Origin of the sequence: Methylobacterium sp. P1-11, from assembly GCF_008329595.1 — a bacterium.
In the GTDB taxonomy this organism is placed as follows: Bacteria; Pseudomonadota; Alphaproteobacteria; order Rhizobiales; family Beijerinckiaceae; genus Methylobacterium.
Genome location: NZ_NPKS01000004.1, coordinates 1 through 14330, shown reverse-complemented (window position 1 = coordinate 14330; position 14330 = coordinate 1). Strand labels below are relative to the sequence as shown.

10 protein-coding genes and 1 pseudogene are annotated in these 14330 nt (G+C 69.2%); 9 read left to right on the top strand and 2 right to left on the bottom strand.

Going from position 1 to position 14330, the window contains the following annotated elements:
- Positions 1 to 43 precede the first annotated feature (43 nt).
- From CIW48_RS05375 to CIW48_RS05335, 9 genes are all read left to right on the top strand, one after another.
- A complete protein-coding gene (locus CIW48_RS05375) occupies positions 44 to 1132 on the top strand; it encodes an acyltransferase (protein ID WP_149309764.1) in 1089 nt (362 codons plus the stop codon).
- A 274-nt stretch (positions 1133 to 1406) separates the two neighbouring features.
- Positions 1407 to 2576, top strand: coding sequence for a glycosyltransferase (locus tag CIW48_RS05370; protein WP_149309762.1), 1170 nt, complete (start codon positions 1407 to 1409; stop codon positions 2574 to 2576).
- Between the two features lie 11 nt (positions 2577 to 2587).
- Entirely contained in the window at positions 2588 to 4783 is a 2196-nt protein-coding gene (locus CIW48_RS05365; RefSeq protein WP_149309760.1) for a lipopolysaccharide biosynthesis protein, read from the top strand.
- Entirely contained in the window at positions 4780 to 6006 is a 1227-nt protein-coding gene (locus tag CIW48_RS05360; protein WP_149309758.1) for a glycosyltransferase family 4 protein, read from the top strand. Before CIW48_RS05365 ends, CIW48_RS05360 begins: the two co-directional genes overlap by 4 nt.
- Before the next feature lie 45 nt (positions 6007 to 6051).
- Positions 6052 to 7188, top strand: coding sequence for a glycosyltransferase family 1 protein (locus CIW48_RS05355; protein WP_149309756.1), 1137 nt, complete (start codon positions 6052 to 6054; stop codon positions 7186 to 7188).
- Positions 7169 to 8425, top strand: coding sequence for a glycosyltransferase family 4 protein (locus CIW48_RS05350; RefSeq protein WP_149309754.1), 1257 nt, complete (start codon positions 7169 to 7171; stop codon positions 8423 to 8425). Before CIW48_RS05355 ends, CIW48_RS05350 begins: the two co-directional genes overlap by 20 nt.
- A gap of 110 nt (positions 8426 to 8535) precedes the next feature.
- Complete coding sequence (locus tag CIW48_RS05345; protein ID WP_173009197.1) at positions 8536 to 9759, top strand: glycosyltransferase family 4 protein; 1224 nt, start codon at positions 8536 to 8538, stop codon at positions 9757 to 9759.
- Positions 9756 to 11267 carry a lipopolysaccharide biosynthesis protein gene (locus CIW48_RS05340; RefSeq protein ID WP_149309749.1) on the top strand — a complete coding sequence of 504 codons (1512 nt, stop codon included), beginning with the start codon at positions 9756 to 9758 and terminating at the stop codon, positions 11265 to 11267. Before CIW48_RS05345 ends, CIW48_RS05340 begins: the two co-directional genes overlap by 4 nt.
- Before the next feature lie 100 nt (positions 11268 to 11367).
- Positions 11368 to 12612 (top strand): hypothetical protein, encoded by a 1245-nt coding sequence (locus tag CIW48_RS05335; protein WP_149309747.1) that lies wholly within the window; start codon positions 11368 to 11370, stop codon positions 12610 to 12612.
- A 38-nt stretch (positions 12613 to 12650) separates the two neighbouring features.
- Here CIW48_RS05335 and CIW48_RS05330 read toward each other — a convergent pair whose 3' ends face one another.
- Both CIW48_RS05330 and CIW48_RS33815 read right to left on the bottom strand, forming a co-directional pair.
- The gene (locus CIW48_RS05330; RefSeq protein ID WP_149309745.1) at positions 12651 to 14132 is read right to left on the bottom strand and encodes an aldehyde dehydrogenase; all 1482 of its coding nucleotides are present in this window, start codon (positions 14130 to 14132) and stop codon (positions 12651 to 12653) included.
- 68 nt (positions 14133 to 14200) lie between these two features.
- Positions 14201 to 14330, bottom strand: a pseudogene (locus CIW48_RS33815) (GDP-mannose 4,6-dehydratase); the annotation flags it as partial.

The window sequence follows — 14330 nt, the reverse complement described above, 5'->3', positions numbered from 1 at the left end:
TTCGCTCGTTCCGGGTGGAGGCCCAGCCATCAGCCGGCGCGCGATGATCTACAACCTGCAAATTCTGCGTGCCGTCGCGTCGTACCTGGTCTTCCTCACACATTACGGCCTGTACATCGGACCGGTCCTGCCGCGCCCCGATCTCCTGGCCTTCGGCGCCTGCGGCGTCGACGTGTTCTTCGTGCTGTCCGGCTTCATCATGTTCGTGAGCACCAGCGGGCGCCACGAGAGTCCCGGTGGATTCCTGCTCCGTCGGGCTTCGCGCGTCGTCCCGGTCTACTGGCTGGTCACGATCGGCTTGGCGCTCATCGCTCTGACCGGCCTGAAGCCCATTGGGATCATGGAGGTCCGGCCAGATTATCTGATCCAGTCGCTGCTGTTCCTGCCGTTTTCCCGAGGCGGCTATATCGAGCCGCTGAATTCCGTCGGATGGACGCTCAACTACGAGATGTTCTTCTACATGGTGTTCGCAGGCCTGCTGCTGGTGCCGAAGCCCGCCTTTCGGGCACTCGGCGGGACCGCAATCTTCCTCGCGCTGATCCTGCTCGGATGTCTGCCGAATTCCAGCCTCTACTGGGCGTATTACACGAAGCCCATCGTCATTGAGTTCGCCGCCGGCATCGGGCTGGGCTACGCCTATCTGCGCCTCGGCGCACCGCCCGCGGCCTTCCCGGTCCGGCGTGCGGCTGGTGCGGCCCTGGCGATGGCGGCGCTGCTCGTCCTCGGCGGTCAGTTCGGGTCCTACGCCCTCGGCATCGAGCCCGAATTGTCAGGTTTCGTCCGCCCGCTGGTCTGGGGCACCGCGGCCGTCCTAGTGGTTGGCGCGCTGCTACTACTGGAGCAGGGCGGTATCGCGCTGCACTCGCGGTGGCTGCTCTCCCAGGGGAATGCGAGCTACTCGTTCTACCTGATCCACAACCTTCTGCTGCACAGTGCCGCCAAGGTCGCGACAACCTTGGTGGCCCCCGGGTTCGGACGGGCAGCCCTGATCTTCGCGGTCGCGTTCCCGGCCGCTGTGGCTGCCGGAGAGTTGCTGTTCCGCTATGTCGAAACCCCGGTGATCGCTGCCCTGCGACGCCGGCTCGACCGGCGGGCGTTTCCTCCCCCCCTGCCCGCTCCGATCGTCTCGTAACCTGCGACGCGGATGGAGCCGTTCTGAGAAGCGTCTGATCGCGCCAGCGGCGGACCCCACTTCTTAACGTTAATTTTTTATGAATATTAAGTTTACACGCGCTATTATTCTCGTCATTGCCCACCATTTTTGATTGATATTCACGTGGTGACCCCTTTTTTACACGTGGTGTCTCTACTACCCTCTCGGGTGTGCCTTTGCTCACTGCCGCAGGTGAGACCCGCAGGGCGGAATTCATTCTTCCAGCGTCCGGCGCACCGACGAGGAAGCTGTGATGCGTGTCGCAATTGTCCACGACTGGTTGTATATCGTCGGCGGCGCCGAGCGTGTCCTTGAGCAGCTGCTGCGGATCTATCCCGACGCCGATGTCTACGCGCTCTTCGACTTCCTGCCGGCGGCAGACCGGGCAAAGCTGGGATACAGGCAGGCGCAGACGAGCTTCATCCAGCACCTGCCCTTCGCGCGGACGCGGCATCGCAACTACTTGCCATTGATGCCGATCGCGATCGAGCAGTTCGATCTATCAGCCTATGATCTCGTCATCTCCAGCAGCTACGCCGTGGCCAAGGGCGTCCTGACCGGGCCGGACCAGCTCCACGTCTCCTATATCCACTCGCCCATGCGCTACGCCTGGGACATGCAGCACACCTACCTGCGGGAGAGTGGCTGCGAGACGGGGATCAAGAGCCTGCTCGCCCGGCTCATCCTCCACCGGATGCGGGTCTGGGATTTCCGTACATCGGCCGGTCCGAACGCGATCGTGGCCAATTCTGCCTTTGTCGCCCGGCGCATCCACAAGGTCTACGGCCGGACCGCAGAGGTCATCCATCCGCCGATCACCCTGCCGAACCAGCGCTTCGACGGACCACGCGGCAACCACTTCCTCGTGGCAAGCCGGCTCGTACCCTACAAGAACGTCGAGGCCGTCATCCGCGCCTTCGCCCTGCTGCCCGACCTCGAACTCGTGGTTGCAGGCTCCGGCCCCGACGCGGCGCGGCTGCGCGAAATCGCGGGACCGAACGTGTCATTCGCGGGCTTCGTCCCGGACGCGGAGCTGCGCCATCTCATGGCCACGGCGCGTGCCTTCATTTTCGCGGCCGAGGAGGATTTCGGGATCATTGTGGTCGAAGCCACGTCGGAGGGCACGCCGGTCCTCGCGCTGGGCCGCGGCGGCGCCCGGGAGACGGTTCAGATACGGGGCCCGCAGCGCACAGGAATGTTCTTTGATAAGCCCGAGCCGCAGGCCATCGCCGATTGCGTGCGCCGGTTTTTGCAACAGCAGAGCAATTTCACCCGAGAGGCCTGTTGGGCGCAGGCGGAGCTGTTCTCGGCCGACCTGTTCCGGAGCCGGTTCGCGAACTTCGTCGATGAGCAGCTCGTTCTGCACCGGGCCGCCTGCGAAACGCGCCCGCGGATCCTGCCGCGCCTCGAAGCCGTCGGCTGAGGGCGGTCCGCATGTCCTTCCTGACTGTCGATCTGGCCGATCGAACGCCCGTCCGCGCCCTCGCCCAGGAGCCGGCGCGCGGCAATCCACTGGCCGCCTCACTCGCTCGGATCTGGCATCGGCGCTACCTGTTCGCGGCGGTGTTCGCCACGATTCTCGGCCTCGTGGTCACGGCGCTGCTGATGATCCAGCCGCAATACGTGGCGAGCGGCTCAGTGATCGTCGCCGAGGCCGAACCGGGCGCCAACAATGCCTCCATGGCCTGGATCCAGAAGATCGGCGACCCGGCCGACATCGAGAGCCAGATCCTCGTAATCCGCTCGCCCCGGTTGCTCCGCCTCGCGATCGACGAGGGCCTGACCACTTCCGTCATGGCCGAGTGCCGCTACGCGGCCACGAGCGGGCATCCGGACCAGATCAGTGCCAAGAAGGAAGCCGCCTGCACGAAGCTCACGACGGATCGCAACGCCCTCGTCGAGTATCTGCAGAAGCGCTACTCGGTCCTCAGCTCCGGCCGCTCGCGTATCATCACCATCGGCTACAAGTCGCCGCTGCCCGAGACGGCGCAGACGATGGCCAACGGCCTGATCAACGCCTTCCTCGATGATCAGCGGGAGACCCAGGCTTCGAGCCGCAAGGCGGCCGCCGACTGGCTTCACACCGAGATCAGCCAGCTGGACGCCTCGATCCGCGCGGATGACACCCGGATCCAGACCTTCCGGCGGCGCAAGGGTCTCCTGAAGGGTTCGACGGCCCCGATCAGCGCCGAGCGGCTGACCAGCATCAGCCAGCAGCTTGCGGCCGCCGAGACGGCCAAGGCGGACGCCGCCGCGCGCCTCGGCGAGATCGAGAGCAAGGGTGCCCGCGGTGCCGATAGCGCCCCGGCGGTTCTGGCAAGCCAGACCGTCGTATCTCTGAAGCAGCAGCTCAGCGGCGTCAGCGCGCAGCTCGCCAACCAGAGCACCCTGCTGGGTGCGAATCACCCGGTCATCCGGGCGCTCGAGACCGAGCAGGCGAGCCTTCGCGCGCGCATCGAGCAGGAGGTCGGCAACGTCGCGAAGGGCTTGCGCAAGTCCTACGAGGCGTCGAACGCCCTCGCCAAGTCGCTGCGCGCGCAGCTCGAAACCGCGAAGACCGAGGCCGCCGCCGCCATGGACGACGAGGCGTCGATCGAGGGCATGGTGCGCAATGCCGAAATCAAGCGCACCCGCTACGCCGATCTGGTGAAGCGGGCGGGTGAGCTGGAGACCGAGCGGCGGATCCTTACCGGCAGCACGCGGCTGGTCAGCCTTGCCGAGGTACCACAGGAGCCGTTCTCACCCAAAGCGGTGCCGTTCCTAGCGGGCGGCATCGTGCTCGCGGGCGTGCTGGCCGCGGCCGCGGCGCTGCTTCGGGACTACACCGATCGGCGGGTGCGCAATTCCGCGCAGCTCATGGCCGGTACCGGTGCTCCGGTCTTCGCGCAGCTGCCGAGCCTCGAGCCGGCCGGCCTCGTCGGACGCTTCTCCGAGCGTCAGCGCGAACTCGACCTCGCGGAGGCGTTGGCGCGGGCGCGGGTCGATCCAGTGATGCAGAACGTCCTGCGCAACCTGCACGCCCATCTCGTGCTAGCAGGCGCCGGCAAATCCCGCATCATCCTTGTGACCTCGGGGAAGCCGCGGGAGGGCAAGTCGTTCACGGCCTTCGCGCTCGCCGGCATCGGCGCAGCGATTGGTCGGCGGGTCCTCGTGGTTGAATGCGACCTGCGGCGCCCAAACTTCGAGGCCTCGCTGGGGCTCGGCCGCGGGCCGGGGCTCGGCGGCGTGCTCCGCGGCGAGATCGATCCGGCTGAGGCCGTAGTCGCGGCCGGGCGCTTCGACGTCATTCCGGCGGGGACGCCCACCGCGGATTCGACTGAGCTTCTGATGAGCGACCGGATGGCGGAGTTCCTGCAGTGGAGTCGCCGCTACGACCTCGTCCTCCTCGACACGCCGCCGACAAGCCTGCTGATGGACGCGCCGATGCTCGCCCGTCACGTTGACGGCGTGCTCTGCTGTGCGCGCTACGGTCGCTCGCAGCTCTCCGACACCGTGGAGACCGTGGCGAACCTGCGCCGGGCTGGGGGTACCGTGCTGGGCATCGCGATGACGATGGTCCGGCCGGGCACCCAATCGACCTACGATGTCATGCCGCTGGCCAATCCGCGCACGGCCGCGAGCGCCAGATGACCGAGGTTCTTCCCGACGACGCGCTCTCCGAGTGTGATCCCATCGGCCGGGCGCGGTCCGCGCCGTCCGGGCGCGCCGCGCGCCCCCGCGTTCTGTTTGTCAGTCACACTGGCACCATGTCGGGGGCGGAGCTGGTGCTGCGCGACGCGGTTCAGCCCTGGACCGGCTCGACGGCCTTCTTGTTCGAAGACGGCCCCCTCGCGGAGACGCTGCGCGGCCAGGGACTGGAGATCCGCCTCGCCCATCGCCGGACGGCCCTGACAGCGCTCCGGCGAGATGCCTCTCCCCTGAGCGCCCTGCCGCTGCTCGGCCGGCTCGGCGCCCTGATGGTGGAGATCGCACGGGCGGCGCGCCGCTGTGATGTCGTCTACGCCAACTCGCAGAAGGCCTTCCTCCTGTCGGCCCTCGCCGCGCGCGCAGTCAGTCGCCCCGTGATTTGGCACCTGCACGACATCCTCGACAGCGCGCATTTCGGCCGGGCGCAGCGCATTCTGCAGGTGCGCCTCGCCAATCTCAGCGCCGCCCGGGTGATCGTACCGTCGGAGGCAGCCGCACGGGCGTTCGTTTCGGCCGGCGGACGCCGATCCCTGGTCCGCGTAGTTCCGAACGGCCTTGACCTCGAGCGCGATCGCCGCCCGGCAGCGTCTCTGCGCGCGGAACTGGGCCTGCCGGCGGGCCCCCTCGTCGGGGTGTTCAGCCGCATCGCGCCCTGGAAGGGGCAGGACGTACTGATCGACGCCCTGGGAACGCTGCCCGGCCTGCGCTGCATCGTCGTCGGCGCGCCACTGTTCGGCGAGGATTCCTACGCGGTGCATCTGCGTGACCTTGCGGCGGCGCGCGGATTGTCGGACCGCGTCCTGTTCCTCGGCCAGCGGGACGATGTGCCCCGGCTGATGCAGGCGGTCGACGTGGTCGTGCATCCCTCGGTCGATCCGGAGCCGTTCGGACGCACCCTCGTCGAGGCGATGCTCGCCGGGGTGCCGGTAATCGCCACAGATACTGGCGCCTCGGCGGAGATCCTCGACGGCGAAGCGACTGGAACCCTGGTTCCGCCGCGGCGTCCGGATCGCCTCGCGGCGGCCCTGTCGGAGCTGCTCGGCAATCCGGATGCCTACGCGGCACGAACCGATCGCGCGCGGGCGCGGGCGCTGTCCCGCTACGGCGCGAGCCGGATGCAGCACGACCTCGCCGATCTCATCCTCGAGACGGTCGGCCGCACCTGACGGGCCGACGGTCTCCCGACCTCGAATGGAGCCAACCGAGCCGCCATGCCGCGCGTCCTCGTTAACATGCCGAGCCAGTATGGCGGTCGGCCTTCGGGCGTCGCGCTCGTCGCCTTCCGGGTGATCGCCGGCCTGATCGCGCGCGGCACCTTCTCGGTCGTGCTCCGCTCCCCCTGGAGTCGCGATCAGCTGCCGGCAGAGATCCAAGACCGTATCGAGATCGTCACGGTGCCACGCCCGCGGGTCATGCTGCTCGACGTCCTGGGCCAGATGCTCACGATTCCACGGCTGTGCCGCGCCAAGCACATCGACGTGGTGCTGAACGCCGATCCCTATGGCGCCGCCTTCGGCGGTCGCGCGCGAGTCAGCGTCGTCCACGACCTCTATTTCCGTACGTTGGCCGACCGCCTCCACTCCCGCGAGGCCCTGACCACCGATCCGATCTTCCGGCTCGTCCTCGGCAACAGCGCTCGGGTGATCGCCGTGTCGGAGGCGACCCGGCGCGACCTTGAACATTTCTACCCGCAGCTCCGCGGCCGCACCCACACCGTGCCGTCCGCAGCGATGCTCGATCCCGCGGTCGAGGCGCCCGCGGCCGGGATCCCTGCCGGGCCCTTCGTGCTCGCGGTCGGTAACGCCCTGTACAACAAGAACTTCGCGACCCTCGCGCGGGCCGTGGCGGGGCTCGGGCGCCCGGGACTTGGGATCGTCCACGTCGGCGAGGATCCCGACGAGGCGATCGCCGCCGCCCTCGGCGGCGCTCCGGTTCCGCTGACGCGCCTGTCGCGGATCGGCGACAAAGAGCTTGCCGCCCTCTACCGCGGGGCGCTGTGCCTGTGCGTCCCGTCCTTCGCCGAGGGCTTCTGTCTGCCCGTGCTGGAGGCACAGGCGCTGGATTGCCCGGTCATCTGCTCGGACCGGTCTGCGACGCCCGAGATCGCCGGGTCCGGCGCCCTAACCTTCGATCCGGCCGACGCCACCGCGCTCACCGCATGCCTACGCCGGCTGCTCGACGAGCCCGGCCTCCGCTCCTCGCTGATCGCGCGAGGCCGCGACAATGTCCGCCGGTATGATTGGGCCGAGACCGCCCGCCGCTACGAGAGCCTGCTGCTCGAGGCGATGCACGACGGCGCACCGGCGCGATCGGCCCAGGAGGTGCCCCATGCGCATCCTGCACCTTAATTCGCTCTACCCGCCCGAGCAGGTCGGTGGCGCCGAACTCATGGTCGAGACGCTTGCTCGGACCCAGGCGGCGCTGGGACACGACGTCGCCGTCGCCTGCGCCGCGCGGACGGAATGCGAGCCGGTCTTGCAGGACGGCGTCACCGTCTACCGCACTGGGTACGGAACCCCGTTTCACATCCTCGACTGGACGCAGCGCGGCCGGCTCGACCGCCTCCGCTACAAGCTCGCCGCGCAGTGGAACCGCCACGCCCTTGATCGGATGGCGCTGGCGGTCCGGGACTTCGCCCCCGACCTCGTGAACACGCATTCGATCTCCGAGCTGCCGCCGGCACTCTGGCCGATGCTCCGGCGGCACGGGGTGCCGATCGTGCACACGCTGCACGACTTCACCAGCCTCTGCACCAACGGCGCGATGGTGCGCCACGGCCGGCCCTGCGCCGGCCAGCATCTCAAATGCCACGTATACGGCGCATCCCATCGGCGCTGCCAGAGCGCGGTGACGGCGGTTTCCGCCGTGGGCTCTGACATTCTCGACAGCCACCTCGACGCCGGCTTCTTCACCGCGGTGCCGCCGTCGCTGCGCCGGGTGATCTGGAATCCGATCCCGCCCGGGCCGCCGACGGCGCCGCGCCCGCGGCAGCCGTTCAAGCCGGTGCGGTTCGGCTATCTGGGGCGGATCGAGCCGGCCAAGGGCTTCGACATCCTCCTCGAGGCCTGTCGGAGGCTTCCGGTGGAAGGGTGGCGGCTTGCGGTCGCTGGCCGCGCCGTTGACGGGCTGGACCGCTACCGCGCCCTGGCCGAGGGCCTGCCCGTGACCTTCCCGGGCTACACGGAGCGCGACGCCTTCCTCGACAGCCTCGACTGCCTCGTGGTCCCGCCGATCTGGCCCGAGCCTTTCGGCCGCACGGTTGCGGAGGCCTATGGGCGCGGCGTCCCGGTGATCGGAACCGCGACCGGCGGCATCGGGGAGCAGATCGGGCCCGGCCCATGGCTCGTGCCGCCAGGCGATGCCCCGGCACTTGCCGCCGCGATGGCGCGGATCGTCGCGGAGCCGGCCCGCCTCGCCGAGGGTCTCGCCCGCGCCGCCCGCATCCGCGCCGGCACCGATCCGGTCGCCGTTGCGACCGCCTATCTCGACCTCTACGCCGCGACCCGCGACGCGGCCCGCCTCGAACCGCTTTCCGAGCTTTCCGCGCAGGCGGAGCGCCCGCACCTCAGCGAGTGCCGTCCATGATGAACCCACCCCTGTCGCCGACCTATGCCCGCGCCCTGGCCGGCCAGCCGCGCTCAGAGGGTCAGGACCGGATGAGGGCCGCCGCAGCCGCGTGCGCGGTGACTGGCCCCTTGCGGATCCTGCATCTCAGCGCCCTCTACCCACCCTACATCGTGGGCGGCGCCGAGCGCTCCGTGGAGCATCTCGCCGAGGAGCTGGTCGCGGCCGGCCATACGGTTGCGGCGGCCTGCATCGCCCGGGAGCCGGAGCCCAAGAGCGTGCGCGGCGGCGTCACCGTCTACCGCATGGCGCACCACAACGATTTCTGGCTGGAGGATTGGCCCAGGGCCAGCCGGTTCGGCCGCGCCTGGGCCAAGCTCAAGCAGCAATGGAATTTTGCGGTCGCGGCCGAGTTCGGTCGCGTCCTCGACGATTTCCAGCCCGACGTCGTCAATACGCACTCGCTGCTCGACGTCTCAACCCTGGTCTGGCGCGAGGCGGCCAAGCGCGGGATCCCGATCGTCCACACGGTCTGCGAGTATGACCTGATCTGCGGCAATGCCGCGATGTTCAAGGACGGCAGGCCGTGCGATCGCTGGCACCTGGGCTGCAAGGTGGTGAACGCCGCCAAGCAGATCACCAACCGGTCGGTGGACGCCGTCGTCAGCGTCGGGACCGAGATTCTCAAGACCCATGTCGATCACGGGTTGTTCGCGCATCTCGCAGCCGAGCGGCGCCGGGTGATCTTCTATTCCTGCACCGTCCCCGAGGGCGACCCGGAGGCTCGGCGCCGGATCGACCGTACCGCCCAGCCGATGACCTTTGGCTATCTCGGCCGGATCAACACCGAGAAGGGAGTCGGCACGATGATCGACGCCTTCCGGCGGATCGGCCCCGGCGAGTGGCGCTGCCTCGTCGCCGGCCACGCGATGGACGACTCGATCGAGCGCTTCAAGGCCCAGGCCGAGGGACTGCCGATCGAGTTCGTCGGCTGGGCGAAGCCCGCCGACTTCCTTAGTGCCATCGACGTCCTCGTCGTCCCATCCTTCTGGGCCGAGCCCTCGCCGCGGACGATCTACGAGGCCTACACGATGGGCGTTCCGGTCATCGGGGCGGCCTCGGGCGGGATCCCCGAGCTGATCGGCGAGGACAACGCCGACTGGCTGTTCACGCCGGGCGACGACGCGGACCTCGCCGCGCGGCTGCGGACCGTGATCGCCCGCGGCCGCGGCGACTTGCCCGACGAGCGCACCTTCCAGCACGTCATCCGCGAGTCGACCTCGGAGCGCGTCGCCGAGAAGTACATCGATCTGTACGCCGAACTCGTCGCCGAGCGTCGGGCGTCTCGGCCTTGAGCGCCGCCGCGCCGGTCCTGTCGGAGGCCGCCGCCGCCGAAGAGGAGCCGGGGCTCGCCTCCGGCGCCGCAGTGACGCGCCGCTCGTTCGACGCCGCGCGCTGGGTGGCGGTCGCCTCCGTGGGCAACGTCGTCCTGAGCTTCGGGGTGTTCCTCGTGCTCGCCCGCCTCATCGGGCCCGCCGAGTTCGGGATGGTGGCGATCGCCGCCGTCTTCATCGACATCCTGCAGATCGTGGCCCGGTGCGGCCTGCCCGACGCGGTGGTCCAGCGCGTCGACCTCGACGAGGACTTCGCCGCCACCGCCTTCTGGGTGATGCTCGCCACCGGCGTCCTGTGCGCCTTGGGCCTCGTGGCCCTGGCCGGCCCGATCGCCTGGATCTTCGACCTGCCGGCGCTGCAGCCGGTCCTCTGCGCGCTCTCGGCCTGCTTCGTGATCACCGCCGCGGGCGCGATCCATGAGGCACGGCTCCAGCGAAGCTTCGGCTTCCGCAAGCTCGCCCTGCGTGCGCTCGGGGCCAACATCCTCGGCGGGGCCGCGGCTCTCGTGCTGGCCGTCGACGGCTACGGCGTCTGGAGCCTGGTGGTCCAGCGGCTCGTCGCCGCGACCGCGACCACGCTCCTGACCTGGGCGGCGGCCCACTGGATCCCGCCCCTGCGGCTGCACCTCGCTTCCGTGCGCGAGCAGATCGCGTTCGGCTCGCGGCTGTTCTGCACCTACCTGCTGCTCGTCGCCTCGATCCGGAGCCAGGAGGTGATCGCGGCCTACTTCCTGTCCGCCACCGATGTCGGCTACCTGCGCCTCGCGTGGCGCTGCATCGACCTCGTGAGCCAAGTGGCGGTCATCCCGCTGACCACGGTCGGGCTGACCACCTACGCGCGCCTCCAGGACCGGCCGGGCGAGCTGGCCGCGGCCTTCCATGGCTTCACCGAGGCCTCGGCGTTCCTGGCCGTGCCGGCCTTCTTCGGCATGGCGGCCGTCGCACCGACCCTCATCCCGTTCCTGTTCGGTGCCCAGTGGCACGACGCGGCGCCGGTGCTGCGGACGCTGGCGCTCCTCGCCCCGGAATTCGTCGCCACCTCAATGCTGTGGATGATCTTCACGGCCCTGGGACGCAACGGCACGGCCCTGCGGCTCGCGGGCGCACAATTCGGTCTCGGCGCGGTCGCCGCCTTCGTCACCGCGCCCTTCGGCCTCGCCGCCCTGGTCGCCGGGCACGTCGTGCGAGCCTACCTGTTCACGCCCGCGATCGTCGCCAATGCCGGGCGCGTCGTCCCGGTCACGAACGGGCGGCTCGTCCAACTCCTCGCGCCGATCACGCTCTGCGCTGGAGCGATGGCCGGGCTGGTGCTGGTCGTTCAGAGCCCGGTCCACGCTGCCCTCGGAGACCGGGTCGGCCTGTTCGCGGCGGTCGGAATCGGGATCGCGGCCTATCTGGGCCTCGCCTGGATCTTCATGCGCGGCACGCTCCGCACGGCCGTCGGCCTCTTCCTGAGGCGCCCTGCCTGATCTGCACCCTCCGCCAACCTTTGTGGGCGACACTGCCCGCCGAAGGCCGCGGCCGGCGGAAGCTTCATCGGCGGCGGGTGCGCGGGGACGGTTCGGAACGATGGCGGGACAGGCGTTACCGATCGGAACGAATGCGCCAGCCGCGTCCCTGCTCGCGGACCGCGTCGCCGTGTTCCTGCTCGGCGCCGCCCTGAACTTCAATGTCCTGACCTCGACCTTCGGGCTGCCGTTCCAGCGCCTGTCCGACCTGCTGCCGTTCCTGCTCATTCCCTGGCTGGGCTTACGCCGCGCAGTCGTCGCGGAGGCGGTGCGGCAGGCCGCGCCCCTCGCCGGCATCCTGGCGCTGATCGCAGCCTCGCTCGTGCTGAAGGCGCACAAGCAGGCGGGCGACGTCTACCTGACCCTCGTCCTGCTGCTCTACGTGGTTCAGGCGTTCATCCTGCTGGTGATGTTCCGCGACCGGCGCGTCGAGACCGCGTTCTGCGTCGGCCTGCTCGCCGGCATGGTCGCCTCCCTCGCGGTGCTGCTGCTCGCCGCTTCCGGCATGCAGCTTGAGCGCTTCGGGCTCGCGGTGCCCACTGACGGCCTCGACGAGGAGCTGAAGCTCTTCGTGCAAGACAAACAGGGCGGCCTCTGGGCCTCCGGCAACGAGACCGGACACGTCTTCGCTCTGGCGGGGGCCGCGGCCCTGCTGCTCAGCCTGCGCTATCGCCTCAAAATCATCTATCTCGCCTACTTCGCGGCCCTCTTGGCGAGCTTCCCGTTCACCAACAACCGCGCCGGCCTGTTGATGCCGCTCCTGTTCCTCGGCCTGATGATGCGGCGGAACCTCAAGGCGCCTGCCGTGCTGGCCGTTTTCGGTGTCCTGGGCCTCCTGCTCGTGGCCTGGGCGCTGACCGGGGAGATCCCGCTGCCGGGAACCCTGTCCCAGGCGATCGAGCGGCGCTTCGCCGAGGACCACAACGTAACGGGCAATTTCGACGAGCGGTTCCTGTCCGGCGTGACCGCGCTCCAGCTCGTCGTCGCGTACCCGTTCGGCGTTGGCGAGGTCGCCCGCCGGGAGGAACTGCAGGCGCTGACAGGCCTCGTGACGCCCCATAACGGCTTCGTCTCGCTGGCGCTCCAGAGCGGCATCGCCGCGGCGCTGCTGCTCATCGCCGGCCTCGGGCGGATCCTGCTGGCGCCTGCCGCCTTTGGGCCGTTCTTGACCTACAGCGCGGTGTTCCTGATCCCGTCGCTGATGTTCGAGGAGCTGTCGGTCAACCAGTACTTCCTCTTCTTCATGGGTTTCATCCTGGCGTCCCTCGCGCTGCCGCCGGACCGCGCGCAATCGGCACCGGATTAGGGGCCGCGCCGCGACGGACCGCGGCGCGGCCTGCGCGCTCAGCGCATGACGAAGGGGTTCTCCGGCGCGTCGCGGCTTGTGGAGATCCAGACGCTCTTGGTCTCCAGATACTCGCGGATCGACTCGATGCCGCTCTCGCGGCCGATGCCCGAGCGCTTCATTCCGCCGAACGGCATCATGTAGCTGACCGCCCGATAGGTGTTCACCCAGACGGTGCCGGCTCGCAGCCCCTTCGACATGCGCATCGCGCGGCCGATATCCTGGGTCCAGACGCCGGCGGCGAGACCGTAGATCACGTCGTTGCCGACCTTCAGCGCCTCGGACTCGTCCTCGAAGCCGATGATCGACAGGACTGGGCCGAAGACCTCCTCCTGGGCGATGCGCATGTCGTTGGTGACGCCCGTGAAGATCGTCGGCTCGACGAACTGGCCGCCGAGCACGCCGGGACCGGAGGCGGGATTGCCGCCGAAGACGCAGCGCGCGCCCTCGCTCCTGGCGAGCGCGATGTAGTCGAGCACCTTGGTGTACTGGGGCGGGGTCGTGATCGGCCCGATGTTGGTTTCGGCCTGCATCGGATCGCCGAGCTTGGCGGTGCGGGCGAGCTCGACCAGACGCTCGGTGAATTCCTCACGAATGCTGTTCTGCACCAGCAGGCGCGAGCCGGCGATGCAGGTCTGCCCGGTGGCCGCGAAGATGCCCGAGATCGCCCCCGCGGCAGCGGCCTTCAGGTCGGCATCGGCGAAGACGATGTTGGGCGACTTCCCGCCGAGCTCCAGGGAGACGCGCTTGATCTGCCGTGCGGCCGCTTCGTAGACCTTCGCGCCGGTCACGTCGGAGCCCGTGAAGGTGATCTTGGCGACGTCCGGATGCTCGACGATGGCGGTCCCGGCCTCGCCGCCGAAGCCGGTAACGACGTTGAACATGCCGTCGGGCAGCCCGGCCTCCTTGGTCAGGCGGGCGAATTCCAGCGTGCTCGCGGAGGCGAACTCGGAGGGCTTCACCACGACCGCGCAGCCGGCCGCTAAAGCCGGCGCGCATTTCCAGGCGACGAACAGGAGCGGCGAGTTCCAGGCGGTCAGCGCTCCGACCACGCCCACCGGCTCGTGCCGGGTGAACGCGAAAGTCTCGGGCTTGTCGATCGGCACCTGGGCGCCCTCGACCTTGTCGGCGAGCCCCGCATAATACCACCACCATTCCGGCTGGTAGCGGGTCTGGCCGTACATCTCGGCGAACAGCTTGCCGTTGTCGCGAACCTCGACCTCGGCCAGCGCCCTGGCGTCGCGCTCCACGAGGTCACCGATCCGGCGCAGAACCTTGCCCCGGGCCGAGGCCGTCATGGCGGCCCAGGGGCCGTCCCACATGGCGCGCTTGGCGGCGGCCACCGCCAAGTCGACGTCCGGTCGCCCGGCACGGGGGATCCGGGCCCAGGGCTCGCCGCGGTAAGGGTCGATGGACTCGAACCACGAGCCTTCGACCGGATCGACGAACTGCCCATCGATGTAGAGCTGATAGGTCTTCACGGCGCGCCTCTCCGAGTACGGATGCGCGCCATATGGATCCTCGGGCCCCCTCCGGCGAGCCCGGCCGCTCAGGCGTTTGCGGTGAGGCGCTTGAGGTCGGCGTCGACCATCTCGGTGATCAGCGCCTCGAGGCTCGTCTCGGCCTCCCATCCGAAGGTCGCCTTGGCCTTCGCGGGATTGCCGAGCAGAACCTCGACC